Source organism: Bacteroidales bacterium (assembly GCA_013141385.1).
Taxonomy (GTDB): domain Bacteria; phylum Bacteroidota; class Bacteroidia; order Bacteroidales; family Tenuifilaceae; genus UBA8529.
This window is the reverse complement of the sequence record JABFRB010000008.1, coordinates 16,555-34,674: the sequence shown is the minus strand read 5'-3', so window position 1 is coordinate 34,674 and position 18,120 is coordinate 16,555. Positions and strand designations below refer to the sequence as shown.

Here is an 18,120-nt window from a genome sequence, read left to right as displayed (position 1 = left end):
GATGACAAAAATATAAAAATATGTTTTGGTTGATATTTGGTACTAATTGTATTTTGTTCATTTTCATTCATTATCCACATTTTTTCTAATAATAGAGGCATCCTGAAATAGAGTTGTGTTTTGCTCCGGTTACAGAACTTAATGCCCCTGGTGTTTTTTGTAAGTAAAGAACCCCTAACAACGCGAAAATCAAAGCTTCTTTGAAATCAATTGTTTGTTTGTTTGGTAGAACAATTGATTGGTTTGACTTGCTTCGAAGCAAATGGATTAAAAGACTATTATGAGCTCCACCTCCTGTGACTAAAATTCTTTCCCCAATAATTGAATTTGTTTTGGCACAAATCTGATCTGTAATATGTTCATATAAAGTTCTTAACTTATCATTTAGTGAAATTGATGATATTTCAATTATAGGTAAAACAACTTCTTCAACCCATTCCCGACCTAAGGATTTTGGTGATTGACCTTGATAAAACGCTAATGAATTCAATTCATTTAATAGTTTTGAATCAATAAATCCTTTTTTACCTAATTCTCCATCTTTATCAAAATCAAGTCCATCTTTTTGGACGAGGTAATTTAGTATAATGTTGCAAGGTCCAATATCAAAAGCAAATCTTTCATTATTTTTTTCATAGCTAAGGTTTGCGAAACCTCCGAGATTTAAGCAAATATCATATTCGGAAAAGAGCAACCTATCGCCAATTGGAACAAGAGGAGCACCTTGTCCTGAGTTGCATACATCCGAAGTTCGAAAGTCACATATACATGGAATACCTGATTCAGCAGCTATTGCGGATCCTTTGCCAATCTGAAGTGTATACCCTTCCGAGGGTTTGTGAAATACAGTATGCCCATGTGAGGCAATAAAATCTGGTCTTAATTCACAATCACTTAAAAATTCCCTGACTTGAGTTCCAATCCATTTCCCGTAATCGTAATCTATCTTCGTTAATTCAATTCCTGACATATTGAAAGCGGAAGATAGTTTTTTCTTCATTTCATCACTATAATGAATAGTACAGGTTTTTACTATTTTATAGTTCCACTTATTGGCTTTACTGTTTATGATGCAAAAGCAAATATCCAAACCATCAAGCGATGTACCAGACATCAAACCAATTACCTTGAATGAATGCTTATTGTTGCTAAGAGACTTTAGCATTTATTATGAAAGTATATTTAAGGATAAATCGTTTATAGCTTCGTTGATTAAGCCCATTAGGGTTGTAAGATCATTCTTGGTATTGGCATTAATTAAACCCTCAAGAAAAGATGTATCGCTGGCAGACCAAGCATTTGATGAAATGGTTATCCCCGTATATTTACCTAAAGGAATTATGCCATTTTTGGGATAAGTTGTTAGGGTTATTGTTACCATTGGTTTAATATCACCTTTTTTCATCAATAAATGTTGGGTTGTGTCGTATTTTGATTTGTAGCTATTTGTGAATTGAACGGATTCAGGTTCGATTCTTAAATCAATTTTCATGTAAAACTTTGAGAATCCTTTTCTTTGAGCTTTACTAATAGTTATATCAGGAAATCCATATGCATCGTAGCTAATATCTTTACCAAATGTGCTGATTGGAAGAATAATCATTCCAATATCACTTTGTAGTTTATCCACTAATGAACTCCATGTTTGCTCTTTGATTTTTGCAACTATTTTATCTGCATTGCTATTTTTTATAACAGGAAAAGAGCCTTCAAACTGGTCTAAAAACTTTTTTATATCGGGGTGAATGGTAATGTTGAAAGATATTAAGGATATCTCCTTGTTTTTATAGTTAATAGAACCCACTTGAAAAGGTATAATTACCATAAAAATAAATGTTGTTAATGCTATTATCTTTCTCATTTTTAGTTAGGTAAATGGTTTATTATATTCCGTATCAAAGATATAACTAAAAGACAATTTAATAAATACACAAGAAGAGGTTTGTAATCCAGATTATGGAGTACAATTACCAAAAGAAATCGTAACTATAACGATTTTCGTTATCCTTACCATCCTTTACAACAATTTCCAGATGATGGTTTTTATTTTTCACCAATCGTTCCTCATCAAATTGATAAAATATTAAATTATTCTTCTGATCAAAGTCAAAAAGCACCCAACTACCATCTATATATCCGTTTATTTCCTTTATTCCCGAAAAATCATCCTTAACCAAAGCTTGTATACCAAGAGAGGAAACCATATTTGACCTGATGTTTACAGGGAGTATTTCTGGTGCAATTGTATCAAGAGTAATAAAGTAATCTCCCAATTTGTTTATAGTACCACTAACAGAGCCATTTTTCCATTCGCCATCCGCTGAAACGATCTTTTGACTTGCGTCAAATGTTGCAAAAAGTGCTTTACTATGGTATTTTGCTGGTATATTTTTCGATTTAATTTCAAGTTTAATTTTCTGATGTAAGGGTGTTCTTATGTTTTGTAGCCTGATTAAAGAGGAATAAGTATATTTTGGTGATTCAAAACATTGGTGAGTAAAGTAGAGATTATTGTAAAATGAATATTTCGGTATTTGTAGTACAAACGTATCATTAATTATCGTGTTGTCCATCATACATGAAAGAAGAAGAGTATTTCCCTTTTTTATTCCTGTTGTTTCTGGTTTTGCTGGGGGATTAATACCATTAATGGTAAAGGAAAGTTTGGATGTATTATTGCTTGCATCAGCCACCTGAATAACAATTTTATAAATGCTATCTGGTTTAACAGTAATAATCCCTTTGTTGTAAATATTATGTAGACCTGAAAAGAAATTACAGGGATCAACAAATAACCTAACAATTTCTTTACCAGAGGTTATTCTTGTTGCGTAATCTATAATGCTGTTTACATATCGGGATTCGGCGAACGAAAACTTATCAAGTGTTAGATTGTAAATTATACTGTTGTTAACCGTAAGTTTTATGCTTTTAAAGCCACACTGCGTGCTAAGAGAATTAATCCTATCCATAGCGTCTATTCCTATTCCAATCTTCCCAGAAGCATTTATTTTGCTGTTAATTAAGTATTCATTTCGGTTCTTAAAAACTATAATATCAATTTTTCTGGAATAACCATTAGCATAGCTCGAACTATCAAGTCTATAAATATGTAAAGATTTTATAATGGGAGAGATACTATCAATAACATTTAAAAAATTAGGAATAGGGTTTATTGGCCTTTGATCAGTAGATGTGCGCACTTCGTAATGTAAATGTGGCCCACCTGAACTACCAGAATTTCCGCTATAACCAAGTAAATCTCCTTTTTTTATTGGAATATCAGTTGGTTTCGGGAAAGCGTCAATTTTAAACAATTTGAGTTGATATTGAATTTTTTTAGCATAATTATTAATCTGATCGGAATATCTATCCAAATGGGCATAAACTGTTGTTAGTCCATTTGGATGATCAACAAAAACTGCTTTTCCAAACCCTACAGGACTTATATTAATCCTTGAAATAAATCCATTATTTGTGGCTCTTAATTCTTTACCAATCTTATTATCAGTTCTTAAGTCAACTCCGGAATGAAAATGATCTGTCCTGATTTCGCCAAATGAACCTGTAATTCCTAAAATCCCTGTAATAGGCATTATATTTTTTAATTTGCTTGTATCGGTCTGAGCGGATGAAAATTTTGACGATATTGTTATTAACAAAAAGATTAAGAAAGATTTGTGAATCATACTAGTGCATTATTTGAGAGTTGTAAAACTAACTTTTTTCGACTACCCAACCCAAATAAAGGTTTAATATTTTTGTTTTTTGTCAAAGCAATCTTATTTTTGTACAACTTTAATTAGGTAATGAGTGTTCAACAGGATAATATTGGCGTTAGGATAAAACAAAAGATTCAGTTACTTGTTTCTGCTCTAGATAAAGAAAAGCATGAAAATGAGTTGCTTCTGAATCAGAATATTGAGCTTAAAAGATTGTTAAATGAAAAAGAACAAACTTTTATTGAGCTTAAAGAACATCATGATCGATTGAAATTTGCAAAGTCACTTCAAGCATCAAATCAAGAGGTGCACGATGCAAAGATTAAAGTGAATAGGATTGTGCGGGAAATTGACAAGTGCATTGCTCTTCTAAACAGATAGACCAAGATTGCTTATATGGAGGATAAACTTTCTATACGTGTTAATGTTGCTGATAGGTATTATCCTCTAAAGATTGACAGGAATGACGAGGAGAAGATTCGTAAGGCAGCGAAGATGATAAATGAGAAAGTCCTGCAGTATAAGCAAAGATACAACGATAAGGACTTGCAGGATTTTTTAGCGATGGCAGCCTTACAATTTGTGATAAAGTTAATTGAAAGCGAGACAAAATTTGATGTGTCGCCAGTTTTAGATGAATTAACGGAATTGGATGAATGGCTTGGTGAATATCTTGAAAAGAGTAATATAAGTTCTTTAAAATAGCATTGCCCGCATTATTTCCTTAACATTTTTGCGAAACTCAACATTACAAAAATTGGAGTTGGACTTATGCTAACCTAAGACAGGCCTAGTACCGCTAGTCGGGATTCCATTTAGTTGGAACGTTGGAAGTCTGAAGTCAGCGGCCTCTCCACCCATGTCAAATTGGGGTTTCATAAAACTTAAGGAAATTAATGCGGGCATTTTTTATATATTATACATCAACATATATCAACAAAAAACTAAACTATGGAGTACATAATCATATCTGCATTAACACTTGTAGTAGGACTGGTTTTATCATATTTCCTATGGAACATGGTGTTAGCTCGTAGAAAAAAAACAATTATTCAGGATGCTGAATCTGAGGCAGAGGTTATTAAAAAGGAAAAAATTCTTCAAGCAAAAGAGAGATTTCTCCAACTTAAAACTGAGCACGATAGAGTTATTGCTGATAAAAATTCTAAAATGGCTCTTGCTGAAAATAAGTTTAAACAACGTGAAACAGCGACAGCACAAAAGTTCGAGGAGTTACAGCGTAAGCAGAGGGAGTCAGATGTTATTAGGGAAAACCTAACTTCTCAGTTAGAACTCGTTGAAAAGAGAGGAGAAGAGCTTGATAAAATGCATAAAATGCACGTTGAAAAACTTGAATCCCTCTCGGGCCTTTCTGCCGATGAAGCAAAAAATCAGCTTATTGATTCATTAAAAGCTGAAGCCAGAACAGCTGCAATGTCATCTATAAATGAAATTATGGATGAAGCAAAAATGACAGCAACAAAAGAGGCTAAAAGAATTATTGTTCAAACTATTCAACGCGTTTCAACTGAAACTGCAATTGAAAACTCAGTTACAGTTTTCCACATAGATTCAGATGAAATAAAGGGACGTATTATTGGTCGTGAGGGAAGAAATATTAGAGCACTGGAAGCAGCAACGGGAGTTGAAATTATTGTTGATGATACACCCGAAGCAATTATTCTTTCAGCTTTTGATCCAGTTCGTAGAGAAATAGCTCGTTTAGCTCTTCACCAATTGGTAACCGATGGGCGAATTCACCCTGCTCGAATTGAGGAGGTAGTTCAGAAAGTACAAAAGCAAATCGAAGAGGAGATTATTGAAGTTGGTAAACGTACATCTATTGATCTAGGTATTCATGGTTTGCACCCTGAACTTATTCGTTTGGTTGGAAAAATGAAATATCGTTCATCATACGGTCAAAACCTTTTGCAGCACTCCCGTGAAGTAGCAAATCTTTGTGCTATTATGGCAACTGAACTTGGTCTTAATGCTAAAACTGCTAAAAGAGCTGGACTATTACACGATATTGGTAAAGTTCCTGATGATGAACCAGAATTACCACATGCAATTCTTGGCATGAAATTAGCAGAGAAGTACAAAGAAAAACCAGATGTTTGCAACGCAATTGGCTCTCACCACGATGAAACAGAGATGACTACCTTGATTGCACCAATTGTTCAGGTATGTGATGCTATTTCAGGTGCTCGCCCAGGTGCTCGTCGTGAGGTAGTCGAATCTTACATAAAACGATTGAAAGAGATGGAGGATATGGCTTTCTCATATCCAGGAGTTCTTAAGACCTTTGCTATTCAGGCTGGTAGAGAACTTCGTGTGATTGTTGGTAGCGAAAAAATTAGCGATGAGGATGCTGCAAAACTATCTTTTGATATAGCTAAAAAAATTCAGGATGAAATGACCTATCCAGGACAGGTTAAAATTACGGTTATCCGCGAAACAAGAGCTATAAGTTATGCTAAGTAAAAGTTATAAGATTAAAGTTAACAGTTTATTGGTTGCGTGTAAACATTAAACCTTGATTTAGATAACGTAATGAACCATTCAATTCAAATGTGTGACCTAAAAGGTCAATATCTTAAAATTAAAAAAGAGATCGATGCTTCTATACAAGAGGTAATTGATAGTACAGCATTTATAAAGGGCAAAGAGGTAAGTCTTTTTCAAGATGAGTTAGCTAGTTATCTTGGAGTTAAACATGTAATTGGGTGTGCTAATGGTACAGATGCTCTTCAAATTGCATTAATGGCGTTAGGTTTAAAGCCAGGAGATGAGGTAATTACACCTGATTTTACATTTATTGCAACTGTTGAGGTAATTGCTCTTCTTGGAATGGTACCTGTTATTGTTGATGTTGATAAAGATAATTTTACAATAGATCCAAAGAAATTAGAAAATGCAATAACTCCCAAAACAAAGGCAATTATACCTGTCCATCTATTTGGTCAATGTGCCAATATGGAGGAGATTCAATCAATAGCCCTAAAACATAATATATTTGTTATTGAGGATACTGCTCAGGCCACTGGTGCTAACTATAAATTTAAAAACGGGAATATCAAAAAGGCTGGAACAATTGGAGATATTGGTACTACCTCTTTTTTCCCTTCTAAAAATTTGGGCTGTTTTGGTGATGGTGGTGCTCTTTTCACAAATGATGATGCTTTAGCAGAGGAGATTAAATCTATCTCTAACCATGGAATGAAAGTCCGTTACTATCACGATAAAATAGGAGTAAATTCAAGGCTTGACACTATTCAGGCTGCAATCCTACGGGTTAAATTGAAGTATCTAAATGATTTTAATACCAATCGAACTATTGCTGCGAGTATTTACGATAGATTTTTAGATGATTGTCGAAGTATTAAAATTCCTGGACGGATATCATGGTCTGATCATATCTTTCATCAATATACTTTACGATTGATAAAAGGAGATAGGAAAGAGCTGATAAAACACTTATCTGATAAAGGTATTCCCTCAATGGTTTACTATCCTGTTCCACTTCATAACCAAAAAGCTTTCGAAACATATCAGAATAAGGCTACCAACAAACTTTTTCCCAATACCGATTTACTATGTGAATCTGTTTTTTCAATACCGATGCATACTGAACTTACAGAAGATATTCAGAAGTATATATGTGATACAATCATTAATTTTCTAGACTAGTTTACTATGGCGATTGATTACTTTGCACATGGAACTGCCGTTATTGACGATAATTGTAAAATTGGAAAAGGCACAAAAATATGGCACTTCAGTCATATAATGTCAAATTGTGAAATTGGAGATAATTGTAATATTGGGCAGAATGTTGTTGTATCTCCTGGTGTTATTTTGGGTAAAAATGTTAAAGTTCAAAATAATGTATCAATATATACGGGTGTTATTTGTGAGGATGATGTATTTCTTGGTCCCTCTATGGTTTTTACCAATGTAATTAACCCTCGAAGTGCGGTAAACAGGAAAAGCGAATATATGAAAACACATGTTAAATATGGTGTTTCCATTGGCGCTAATGCCACTATTGTATGTGGTGTAACTTTAGGAGAATTTTGTTTTATAGGTGCAGGGGCTGTTGTTATAAAAGATGTTAAACCATACGCTTTGGTTGTTGGCAATCCATCTCGTCAGGTTGGCTGGATGAGCGAATTTGGACAACGACTTGAATTTAACCCAGATGGTTTAGCAATCTGCTCTGAAAGCGGTGGAAAATATAAACTTCTTGATGGTTATGTATCGAAAGTTTGATAAAAATCATATTTTATATACCTTTTACTAATTACTTTTATAATCAAAATTTAAACATAATGTATAATTTCGGTCTGATTGGTGTTGCTGGGTTTATTGCTCCTCGCCACTTAAAAGCAATTAAAGATACTGGTAATAATTTATTAGCGGCATTAGATAAACACGATTGTGTTGGAATTATGGATAGTAATTTTCCAAATGCTGATTTTTTTGTAGAATTCGAACGTTTCGATCGCCATATCGATAAGTTAAAAAGACAAGGAACAAAAATCGATTATGTAAGTATTTGTACGCCAAACTATCTTCATGATTCACATATTCGTTTTGCTCTTCGTCAAGGTGCAGATGCAATATGTGAAAAACCTATTGTTCTTAATCCTTGGAATATAGATGCTCTACAAGAAATAGAAAGAGAGACCGGGAAAAAGGTATACACCGTTCTCCAGTTGCGTTTACATCCTGCAATTATTGAATTAAAAAAGAAAATTGAAGAAGGACCAAAAGATAAAGTGTATGATATTGATTTAACTTACATTACGAGTAGAGGTCGTTGGTATGGAATAAGTTGGAAAGGAGATATACAAAAATCAGGTGGGGTAGCAACAAATATTGGAGTTCACTTCTTTGATATGCTTACCTGGATTTTTGGTGATGTTAAGGATAGCTTAGTCCATATTTCAGAACCAAACAAAACTGCTGGTTTTTTGGAACTCAAAAACGCCCGTGTACGATGGTTCCTTAGCGTTGATTATAATGATATCCCCTCCGAGATAAAAGCTAAAGGTCAAAGAACCTTTAGGTCAATAGCAATTGAAGGAAAAGAAATTGAATTCAGTGAAGGTTTTACAGATCTTCATACTGATACCTATAGAAAAATTATTGAAGGAATGGGATTTGGTCTTGAAGAGGCTAGGCAATCAATTCAAACTGTTTACACAATCAGAAATGCTCAAATACTTGGATTGAAAGGTGATTATCATCCATTTTGTAATAATAATCTTTAGAAGTTACTAATATGTACAATGAATTATTGAGTAAGAAAGAGAAACTTGCTGTAATCGGTTTGGGGTATGTTGGACTCCCAATAGCACTTGAATTTGCTCGAAAACTATCTGTTATAGGTTTTGATATTAAACCTGATAGAGTGGAATTGATGAAAAAGGGTATTGATCCTAGTCGCGAACTTGAATCAGATGCTTTCAAGGGATGTGATATTCAGTATACTCATAGATTAGAGGAGATTAAGGAAGCAAAATTTTACGTGGTTGCAGTTCCTACACCAATTGATGAACATAATTTACCAGATTTAAAACCTCTTCTTGCAGCAACTGAAACCGTTGGTAAGGTATTAAAGAAAGGCGATTATGTGGTTTATGAATCAACTGTTTACCCGGGTTGTACCGAGGATGATTGTGTACCACTATTGGAAAAATTATCAGGTCTAAAGTATATTATTGATTTTAAAGTTGGTTTTTCGCCTGAACGGATTAATCCGGGTGATAAGGAGCACACTTTAACAACTATCAAAAAAATCACATCAGGTTGTGATCCAGAATCTGCAGAAGAGATAGCTAAAACGTATGAACTTATAATTAAAGCAGGAATTCATAGAGCAAGTTCAATTAAAGTTGCTGAAGCCGCTAAAATTATTGAAAACACCCAACGCGATATCAACATTGCGTTTATGAACGAATTATCCATAATCTTTAGTCGGATAGGAATTAATACCTATGATGTTTTAGAGGCGGCTGGTACAAAATGGAATTTTCTGAAGTTTTTTCCGGGTTTAGTTGGTGGTCATTGCATAGGTGTTGATCCATACTATCTTGTATACAAAGCCAAAGAGTTAGGATATCATCCACAAATTATTAGTGCAGGTCGCTTTATTAACGACTCTATGGGAGGCTATGTTGCAAAACAAACGGTAAAGAAAATTATCGCTGCTGATAAAAACCCTAAAGATTCAAGGGTTCTAATAATGGGCATTACTTTTAAGGAAAATGTAAGTGATATTCGTAATTCAAAAGTTGTAGATATCTATAAAGAACTTAAATCTTTTGGTGTTAATAATATAGATATTATAGACGCCTTTGCCAATTCCCACGAGGTAAAAGAGGAGTATGGATTTGAATTAGCAAGTGAACCATCAGGTAAGTACGATGCTATTATAGTTGCAGTTAGTCATCAGCAGTATCTCAATTTAGATGAGACTTGGTTTTTAAATTATGCAAATAAAGATTGTGTTTTTATAGACATTAAAGGGGTATTTAGAAATAAGATATCTAAATTAACCTATTGGAGTCTTTAAGTAATAAAATTTGCTTTTTCGAGGGCTAATTTCAAGCCCTTTTTTATTAAAAAGTTGTTTTGTTCACTACCATTTTAAGTGTTGTTTTCGAAGAACCAATCTTGGTCATGTACATAATGTGGCTGACTAAGCGAAGCTGTATATATAAGTGAATGAAAAAAGTTTACGAACTTAAATTTTCCTAAATCAATGAAAATACTAATCACAGGTACTGCCGGTTTTATTGGTTTCCATCTTGCAAAACGACTTATTGAAAGGGGAGATGAGCTAGTTGGATTGGATTGCATTAACGATTACTATGATGTTAATCTAAAATACTCACGTCTTGACCAAACGGGGATTAACAGGGACAAGATTGAGTATGGAAAGTTCGTTCAAAGTTCAAAATTCAATAATTACACGTTTATCAAGTTGAAACTCGAAGATAGAGAATCTATACTTGAACTATTTCAAAAAGAAAAATTTAATAAAGTTTGCAATTTAGCGGCACAGGCAGGTGTTCGTTATAGTATTGAAAACCCATTTACATACATCGATAGTAATATAGTTGGATTTATTAATATCCTTGAAGGTTGTAGGCAAAATGAAATTAAGCATTTAGTTTATGCAAGTAGTTCAAGCGTTTATGGGCTAAATGAAATTATGCCTTTTTCAACCCATCAAAACGTAGATCACCCTATTAGTCTTTATGCCGCTAGTAAAAAAAGCAATGAGCTTATGGCTCATACATATAGTTATCTATATGGATTGCCAACAACTGGTTTGAGATTTTTTACTGTATATGGTCCTTGGGGAAGACCCGACATGGCTCTGTTTCTATTTACAAAGGCAATTCTTGAGGGTAAATCAATCAATGTTTACAATAATGGCAACATGCAACGAGATTTTACTTATGTTGATGATATTGTTGAAGGAATTGTAAGGGTCATAGATAATCCTCCCAGGCCAAACTCAGAATGGACAGGTAATGTACCTGATCCTTCATCATCAGTTGCACCATACAAAATCTATAATATTGGTAATAGTAATCCAGTTAAACTTATGGATTTTATTAAGGCAATAGAGAATTCACTTGGGACGTTGGCTATTAAAAACTTTTTACCAATTCAAGCAGGGGATGTTCCTGCTACTTGGGCAGATGTCGAAGATCTAATAAAAACTACTGGCTACAAGCCTTCAACTAATGTTCAAGAGGGTATTGATAAGTTTATAGAATGGTATAAAGAGTATTATGAATGATAGTTTGAGAGAGGGTTTCGAGATTAATGAATTTTCGGCTTTACCAAAGATGAAGTTGGACATTATTTAAATAAAAAACTATGCCATACTTTTCTGTTGTAACCCCAGTTTATGGCTGTAAAACCAGTTTGTATGAATTGTATTTTCGACTTACAGGGGTACTTGAAACCTTAAATACTGATTATGAAATAATTATGGTAAATGATGCAAGTCCTGATGGTGCTTGGGATACTATTTTGGAGTTTGCAAATAAAGATAAAAGAGTTAAAGGGATTAACCTTTCCCGCAATTTTGGTCAGCATTATGCTATAACTGCAGGATTAGATCATTGTAATGGTGAATGGGTGGTTGTAATGGATTGTGATCTCCAGGATCAACCGGAGGAAATTGTTAAATTATATAATAAAGCGAAAGAAGGATTTGATATTGTATTAGCAAGACGTGAAAAGAGAAAAGACACTTTTTTTAAGCGATTTTGGTCATATCTTTTTTATAAAGCACTAAGTTATTTTACAGATACTAAGCAAGATAGAACAATAGCCAATTTTGGAATTTACAAATATAAAGTTATTGAAAGTATTTCTAGAATGGAAGATAATGTCAGATATTTTCCTACAATGGTTCATTGGGTCGGATTTAGAAAAATTGAAATATGTGTAGAACATTGCTATAGGGTCAATGGAAAATCATCATATAATTTTAAAAGTTTATTGAATTTGGCTTTTAATAATATCATTGCTTTTTCAAACAAACCATTAAAACTAGTCATTAAATTTGGATTTTTAATTGTATTTACATCTATTCTATTTGCTTTTTATAATCTATTACAATATTTTAAAGGGAATATAATTGTAACAGGATATACAAGTTTAATTATTTCGATATGGTTTTTATCCGGAATTATTATTTCGGTAATAGGAATAGTTGGTATATATATAGGACAAATATTTGATAAAATAAAACAAAGACCAATGTATATTATTTCTGACAAACTTAATTTATAATAAATGCAATATAAAATAGATTTATACCTTAAAACTTATAAAGGGTTATCCGTATTAAAAGCTATTATTAGTAAAAATTTTCATTATCTAGTTAATAGAGTTATTATAGGTATTGATAAAAATAGCGAAAATGATTATTCAAATGAAATAATTAATTTATGTGCTTTCTATCAATTAAAGTATTGTTTAGAAAATAATACAGAATCAGATTTTGATGAAAGTGAATACACATTTGCAATCTCCTGGAATAAGATTATACCATACAAAAAAACAAAACTTATTGTTTTTCATGAATCTTTACTTCCAAAATATCGAGGATTTAGCCCGTTGGTTAATCAATTATTAAATGCTGAAACAGAGATTGGTGTATCTGCTTTTTATGCTACTAATGAATTCGATAAGGGAGATATTATTTTTCAAGAAAAGATTAGTATTAATTATCCAATTAAAATTAATGAGGCAATTGAACTAGTTAGCGAGATTTACAACTCAATAATAATTCATATTTTAGAATTAATTATAGCGAATATAAAATTACCAAGAATAAAACAGGATGAAGAATCAGCATCTTATAGCATTTGGCGTGAGTATAAAGATTATTTTATTGATTGGAATAGAAGTAGCTCTTATATTAAGCGTTTTGTAGATGCAGTTGGGTATCCATACTTAGGAGCAAGAACTTATATTAAAAATCAGGAGATTATTATTATTAACAGTGAAGTGTATTCAGATTTAAAAATAGAAATAAACGACATTGGCAAGGTAATACTACTTGATAAAGAGTATCCAATTGTTATTTGCGGTAATGGACTATTAAAAATTACTGAAGCCATATTTTCTGAAACTAAAAATAGTATTTTACCATTAAAAAATTATCGAACTAGATTTTATTCATGAATTTACAACATCGTTTAAATTTTCTTTTTGTATTAATCATTGTACAACTTTTTTCTCTCTATGTATTCCTATCTATTGGCTTAAATGATATTAGTACAGATATTCACACGCATTCTGAAATGATAAAAACATCAATAGAGAATAATACGCTTCCAGCTAATTTCTTATATTATCTAGTTATATATATAATAAGTGGATTTAATGGAAATATTACATCTCTTTTTACAGTTTCATTAATAGTTTTATCTATTGCCATTACATTAAAATATTATTTTTCGGTAATTATGATGAATAAAATATTAAGATTTGAAGAAATGTCTTCAAACAGCAAGTATTTAATTATTATTCTGTTGATATGTAGTTTGTTATTAATAATACATCCCATAATAACTCCATTAGACTTTAAAAATGGATATTTTTACTTAGGCAAGGCAAGTATAAATATTTGGCATAATTCGACTACAATATTTATTATGCCCTTTGTCATACTTCTATTTTATTACTCATACATATATTTAGAAAAACCTTCAAATAAAAAGTTATTTTTAATACTAATTTTTTCTATTCTAAATGTTTTAATAAAACCTTCATTTGTAATCTGTTTTATAATTGTTTATCCAATTATATTATTTTTAAAATTTCGATTTTCGAAATATTTTTTAAAAGGAATTATTATACTTTTTATACTTGGCTTATTTCTTTTAATTGAGTATTATTTTATTTATATTCTTAATAATTATGGAGGAATTCTATATAATAATGAAAAAGGAAGCGTTGGAATAGAACTTTTTAGAGAATGGAGGCATTATTCAGAAAATATAGTTATTGATTTACTATCTTCAATTACTTTCCCATTGTTGGTGACAATTATTTATAGAAATAAAATAAAAGAATCATATCTGTTTTTATATGTTTGGTTGCTTTTTTTGACTGCGTTAATAATTGCATCAGTTTTATATGAAGATGGACCTAGAATGTGGCATTGGAATTTTTTTTGGCAGGTTCCGATGACTAATTATTTACTTTTTTTAATTACTACCATTTTTTATTTAAAAGATTTATTTAAAAGAAGTGAATATAATATTAAGGATTATTTGTTATGCTTCGTATGGTTAAGTCATTTGATTAGCGGCTTAATATATTTAAAAAAGTTTTTGTTAGAATTTAATTATCGTTAAATGATGATTCAATTTAATAAACCTTATTTATCAGGAAATGAAATAGGTTATATTGAACAAGCAATACTAAATGGTCATATTTCAGGTAATGGGATATTTACAAAAAAATGTCATGATTTTTTTACGCAAAAATATGGATTTAAAAAATGTTTATTAACCACAAGTTGTACGGATGCCCTAGAAATGGCTGCCATTCTTTGTGATATTCAACTTGGCGATGAGGTTATAATGCCTTCGTATACATTTGTTTCTACAGCTAATGCATTTGTGTTACGTGGGGCTAAGGTTGTTTTTGCAGATAGTAGAGAGGATCATCCAGGTATTGATGAAAATAAAATTGAGTCACTGGTTACTTCACGGACGAAAGTCATAGTTCCTGTTCATTATGCAGGTGTTGCTTGCAATATGGATGTCATTATGGATATTGCAAAACGGTATAATCTATTAGTTGTTGAAGATGCTGCGCAAGCAATTGATTCATATTATAAAGGGAAACCGCTAGGAGGGATAGGACACCTAGGTTGTTTTTCGTTCCATGAGACTAAAAATATTCAATGCGGAGAAGGCGGAATGCTTGTGATTAATGATGAGCGATTTTTTAAAAGGGCTGAAATTATTTGGGAAAAAGGCACTAATCGAGCTGAATTTTTTAGAGGTGAGGTAAATAAATATGGTTGGGTAGATATTGGCTCTTCATTTTTACCATCAGAAATAATTGCGGCATTTTTATATGCTCAACTAGAAAATCTTGAATTAATTCAAAAAAAAAGAACTAAAATATGGAAGCATTACTATTCTCAGCTAATCGAATTGCAAAATAATAAATACATAACATTACCATATATTAATGAATATGCATCCAATAATGCACATTTATTTTATTTAATTTGTAGATCATTAGATGATCGTAATTCTTTAATTGCTTTCTTAAAAAAAAATAATATACATGCAGTTTTTCATTATTTACCATTGCATAATTCTGAATTTTATAAACATGTTTACTATGACAAAGATTTATATTGGAGTAAATTTTATAGCGATAGAATAATTCGGCTTCCATTATTTATAGATCTTTCTAATGATCAAATTAACTATATGGTCTCAAATATATTTAAGTATTTTAAAAGTTAATAACATGATTAAATTTATTCTTGATAATATCGGCTATTTATTATGGATTATTCTTTTTATAATATTAGCATCTCAACTGCATTTCAGAAAAAAACTACAACAAGCGTACTTATCTTTACAAATTTTTGTATTAGTACTCATATATTCCCTTTATTGGATTTCTCAGGGCTTAGATATAACTGATGAGGGTTTTACTCTTTCTAAATCGTGGTTTATGCTACATGGTATGTGGCATGAGAATATGGATTTAATCTGGGGTAGTAATTTAATAAATGGATTATGGCTTTCTATTATCGGAGCACCATCAGTTCTGTGGGCGCGACTTGGATTTGTATTAGTAACATCAGGAACATCTTGTGTTTCATTTATCATTCTAAAAAAATATTTTAATCCAATAAAATCTTTTTGGATGGTATTTATTGTTACTATTTTAATTACAAGTAGTGCTGCCCAGACTATAAACTATAATAATTTACCTGTATTGTTAATTTTGCTTTCAATTTTCTTCTTATTAAAGAATGAATATTTAAAAAACTTTAAAGCATTATTTATATCAGGAATTCTCATAGGTTTCACAATATATACACGTTTATTTTTTATAAGCTTTATATTTTTGCCATTTATTATTTTTATTTGGCGTTATTACCAAAATAACGAAATCAAAATATTAAAAAAACAGATATTATATTCTTCATTTGGTATATTGATAGGCTTAATAATTGGTCTTATTATTCTGATTGCTACTTCTTCTTTTAATATTTATATTAATACAATAGCAAAGACATTTTATTTATTATCAAATACATCTGAAATTCAAGGGCATACTCAAAATCAATTAATTGCTATTTATAAAGAAAATCTTTGGTTTACGTCTATGAATACCTTAATTTTTATATTTTTATTTTTTATTCCTGCAATTATCTCTAAGGCTTCAATTAGTAAATATTTAAAATACATTTTTTTTATACTATTAGGATATTTATTATTCATTTATGCCACTGAAAAAGGAAATTCGCAGAATTGGATTTACGTGACAATTGCACTAAGTTTTGCTTCAATAATTTTATACTTGTTCAATACAAAAAATTATAGACATGTGGAATTAATTTTATGCTCTTATTTATTTATGCTTTTTTCATTCATTGGGTCAAGTAGTGGAATACAGATGATATTTTATTCGGGTAGTGGCATTTTAGCAATATCCTTATCTTTTTTATTTATTGAAAAACTTTCATTTAACTTATTAAACAATAATTTAAATTTTAAGCCTGTGATTTACATCTTAATTGGCTTCTCTATACTTTTACTGTACGATAGAAAAAAAGTTGATGTTTATAGAGAAAGACCGCGTAATGAATTAAAAACGAAATTTGAAACAAAAGCATTATGGGGTATATATAGTCATCCTGAAAGAGTTAACGCAATAGATTCATTGATTGTTAATTTTAATAAACTTGCTAAAAAGAATCAAACCGTTTTAACTATAAATGCAAATCAAATGTTTTATTATTTAACTAACTTTAAATATTACCTATCAGATTTATGGAACGTTCCACATAAAGAATTTGAAGAAAAAATAGAAAAAGAAGCCCCACCTGATTATTTAATATTTTCGATTAAAAATCCACGAAACCCTAATTGGCCGATAGATGAAGAATTTCCCGTATATGATTTCGATTTAGTTAATTATACCTATTTTAAAGAATACGCTAAAAGTAATTATATTTTGATTTATTCAAATAAAATGTTTGAACTATATGGTGCTACAAAAAATATGCATAAAATTATAAGTGAAAACATAGTTATGAATAATGCTATGTCAACTTTTGAAAACGGATTAGCAAAATCATGGAATAAAATCAGAGAAAATACTTTAGCAACAAAGGATAGTCTTATTTTTCATAGCAAACCTTATTCCACCAGAATAACTGCTCCAAATAATGTTTTTGCAGGGATTATGCAAAAAATACTTGAAGAGGGTCAATTATATTATTGCGAAGCATGGGTTTATTCAAATGAATGGAAAGAGTTTTCAATTGATATCGGAGGAGGAGCTTCATCAATTAAAAAAGTAGTACCACCCAATATTTGGACAAAAATTAGTGGTTACGGAAAAGCTGTTTCGCCTCTTTTGTATGTTTGTGTTACTTTGGGCAATAACGATGGATTTTTCTATTATTATGATGATGTGGTTATTAAAAAGGTTGAATTAAAGAAATAAAAAATTAGTAATTAATGGTTGGTGTTTTTTTATTTAATTGATAAATATTAATATATATTCTTAATTTTATTGATATTTTCCCGTTTGTGTGTTGAAAATAAAATCATATTACATGGAAAATTATTAATAAATGATATTGACAAAATAT

Annotated in this window: 16 protein-coding genes; 13 read left to right on the top strand and 3 right to left on the bottom strand. The window is 31.0% G+C overall.

Going from position 1 to position 18,120, the window contains the following annotated elements; genetic code table 11:
* Positions 1-85: 85 nt before the first annotated feature.
* The 3 genes from HOO91_04940 to HOO91_04930 form a co-directional block, all read right to left on the bottom strand.
* Positions 86-1,165 carry an anhydro-N-acetylmuramic acid kinase gene (locus tag HOO91_04940; GenBank protein ID NOU16887.1) on the bottom strand — a complete coding sequence of 360 codons (1,080 nt, stop codon included), beginning with the start codon at positions 1,163-1,165 and terminating at the stop codon, positions 86-88.
* Between the two features lie 3 nt (positions 1,166-1,168).
* Complete coding sequence (locus tag HOO91_04935; GenBank protein NOU16886.1) at positions 1,169-1,861, bottom strand: hypothetical protein; 693 nt, start codon at positions 1,859-1,861, stop codon at positions 1,169-1,171.
* Between the two features lie 106 nt (positions 1,862-1,967).
* Positions 1,968-3,689: a M23 family metallopeptidase gene (locus HOO91_04930; GenBank protein NOU16885.1), complete on the bottom strand. Its 1,722-nt coding sequence runs from the start codon at positions 3,687-3,689 to the stop codon at positions 1,968-1,970.
* A 120-nt stretch (positions 3,690-3,809) separates the two neighbouring features.
* On the opposite strand from HOO91_04930, the gene HOO91_04925 reads away from it, so the two are divergent.
* The 13 genes from HOO91_04925 (at position 3,810) to HOO91_04865 (ending at position 17,972) form a co-directional block, all read left to right on the top strand.
* Complete coding sequence (locus HOO91_04925; protein ID NOU16884.1) at positions 3,810-4,103, top strand: hypothetical protein; 294 nt, start codon at positions 3,810-3,812, stop codon at positions 4,101-4,103.
* A gap of 15 nt (positions 4,104-4,118) precedes the next feature.
* Positions 4,119-4,427 carry a cell division protein ZapA gene (locus HOO91_04920; protein ID NOU16883.1) on the top strand — a complete coding sequence of 103 codons (309 nt, stop codon included), beginning with the start codon at positions 4,119-4,121 and terminating at the stop codon, positions 4,425-4,427.
* A gap of 246 nt (positions 4,428-4,673) precedes the next feature.
* Complete coding sequence (gene rny / locus HOO91_04915) at positions 4,674-6,206, top strand: ribonuclease Y (GenBank protein NOU16882.1); 1,533 nt, start codon at positions 4,674-4,676, stop codon at positions 6,204-6,206.
* A gap of 87 nt (positions 6,207-6,293) precedes the next feature.
* The gene (locus HOO91_04910) at positions 6,294-7,412 is read left to right on the top strand and encodes a DegT/DnrJ/EryC1/StrS family aminotransferase (protein ID NOU16881.1); all 1,119 of its coding nucleotides are present in this window, start codon (positions 6,294-6,296) and stop codon (positions 7,410-7,412) included.
* Between the two features lie 6 nt (positions 7,413-7,418).
* The gene (locus tag HOO91_04905; protein NOU16880.1) at positions 7,419-7,994 is read left to right on the top strand and encodes an N-acetyltransferase; all 576 of its coding nucleotides are present in this window, start codon (positions 7,419-7,421) and stop codon (positions 7,992-7,994) included.
* Positions 7,995-8,053: 59 nt separating this feature from the next.
* On the top strand, positions 8,054-8,998 hold the full coding sequence (locus HOO91_04900) for a Gfo/Idh/MocA family oxidoreductase (protein ID NOU16879.1): 945 nt from the start codon (positions 8,054-8,056) through the stop codon (positions 8,996-8,998).
* Positions 8,999-9,009: 11 nt separating this feature from the next.
* Positions 9,010-10,302 carry a nucleotide sugar dehydrogenase gene (locus HOO91_04895; protein ID NOU16878.1) on the top strand — a complete coding sequence of 431 codons (1,293 nt, stop codon included), beginning with the start codon at positions 9,010-9,012 and terminating at the stop codon, positions 10,300-10,302.
* Positions 10,303-10,491: 189 nt separating this feature from the next.
* Positions 10,492-11,541 (top strand): NAD-dependent epimerase, encoded by a 1,050-nt coding sequence (locus HOO91_04890; protein NOU16877.1) that lies wholly within the window; start codon positions 10,492-10,494, stop codon positions 11,539-11,541.
* A gap of 80 nt (positions 11,542-11,621) precedes the next feature.
* Positions 11,622-12,545: a glycosyltransferase family 2 protein gene (locus tag HOO91_04885; GenBank protein NOU16876.1), complete on the top strand. Its 924-nt coding sequence runs from the start codon at positions 11,622-11,624 to the stop codon at positions 12,543-12,545.
* Positions 12,546-12,548: 3 nt separating this feature from the next.
* Positions 12,549-13,442 carry a methionyl-tRNA formyltransferase gene (locus HOO91_04880; protein ID NOU16875.1) on the top strand — a complete coding sequence of 298 codons (894 nt, stop codon included), beginning with the start codon at positions 12,549-12,551 and terminating at the stop codon, positions 13,440-13,442.
* Positions 13,439-14,620, top strand: a complete 1,182-nt coding sequence (locus HOO91_04875) for a hypothetical protein (protein ID NOU16874.1) — start codon at positions 13,439-13,441, stop codon at positions 14,618-14,620. Before HOO91_04880 ends, HOO91_04875 begins: the two co-directional genes overlap by 4 nt.
* Positions 14,621-14,623: 3 nt before the next feature.
* The gene (gene rffA, locus HOO91_04870) at positions 14,624-15,751 is read left to right on the top strand and encodes a dTDP-4-amino-4,6-dideoxygalactose transaminase (protein ID NOU16873.1); all 1,128 of its coding nucleotides are present in this window, start codon (positions 14,624-14,626) and stop codon (positions 15,749-15,751) included.
* Between the two features lie 4 nt (positions 15,752-15,755).
* Complete coding sequence (locus tag HOO91_04865) at positions 15,756-17,972, top strand: hypothetical protein (protein NOU16872.1); 2,217 nt, start codon at positions 15,756-15,758, stop codon at positions 17,970-17,972.
* The last annotated feature ends 148 nt before the right edge of the window (positions 17,973-18,120 follow it).

Coding starts and splice junctions, on each gene's coding strand:
- HOO91_04920 (NOU16883.1), top strand. CDS start 4,119: ATGGAGGATAAACTTTCTATACGTGTTAATGTTGCTGATAGGTATTAT.
- HOO91_04925 (NOU16884.1), top strand. CDS start 3,810: ATGAGTGTTCAACAGGATAATATTGGCGTTAGGATAAAACAAAAGATT.
- HOO91_04910 (NOU16881.1), top strand. CDS start 6,294: ATGTGTGACCTAAAAGGTCAATATCTTAAAATTAAAAAAGAGATCGAT.
- HOO91_04865 (NOU16872.1), top strand. CDS start 15,756: ATGATTAAATTTATTCTTGATAATATCGGCTATTTATTATGGATTATT.
- HOO91_04875 (NOU16874.1), top strand. CDS start 13,439: ATGAATTTACAACATCGTTTAAATTTTCTTTTTGTATTAATCATTGTA.
- rffA (NOU16873.1), top strand. CDS start 14,624: ATGATTCAATTTAATAAACCTTATTTATCAGGAAATGAAATAGGTTAT.
- HOO91_04890 (NOU16877.1), top strand. CDS start 10,492: ATGAAAATACTAATCACAGGTACTGCCGGTTTTATTGGTTTCCATCTT.
- HOO91_04935 (NOU16886.1), bottom strand. CDS start 1,861: ATGAGAAAGATAATAGCATTAACAACATTTATTTTTATGGTAATTATA.
- HOO91_04930 (NOU16885.1), bottom strand. CDS start 3,689: ATGATTCACAAATCTTTCTTAATCTTTTTGTTAATAACAATATCGTCA.
- HOO91_04940 (NOU16887.1), bottom strand. CDS start 1,165: ATGCTAAAGTCTCTTAGCAACAATAAGCATTCATTCAAGGTAATTGGT.
- HOO91_04880 (NOU16875.1), top strand. CDS start 12,549: ATGCAATATAAAATAGATTTATACCTTAAAACTTATAAAGGGTTATCC.
- HOO91_04895 (NOU16878.1), top strand. CDS start 9,010: ATGTACAATGAATTATTGAGTAAGAAAGAGAAACTTGCTGTAATCGGT.
- rny (NOU16882.1), top strand. CDS start 4,674: ATGGAGTACATAATCATATCTGCATTAACACTTGTAGTAGGACTGGTT.
- HOO91_04885 (NOU16876.1), top strand. CDS start 11,622: ATGCCATACTTTTCTGTTGTAACCCCAGTTTATGGCTGTAAAACCAGT.
- HOO91_04905 (NOU16880.1), top strand. CDS start 7,419: ATGGCGATTGATTACTTTGCACATGGAACTGCCGTTATTGACGATAAT.
- HOO91_04900 (NOU16879.1), top strand. CDS start 8,054: ATGTATAATTTCGGTCTGATTGGTGTTGCTGGGTTTATTGCTCCTCGC.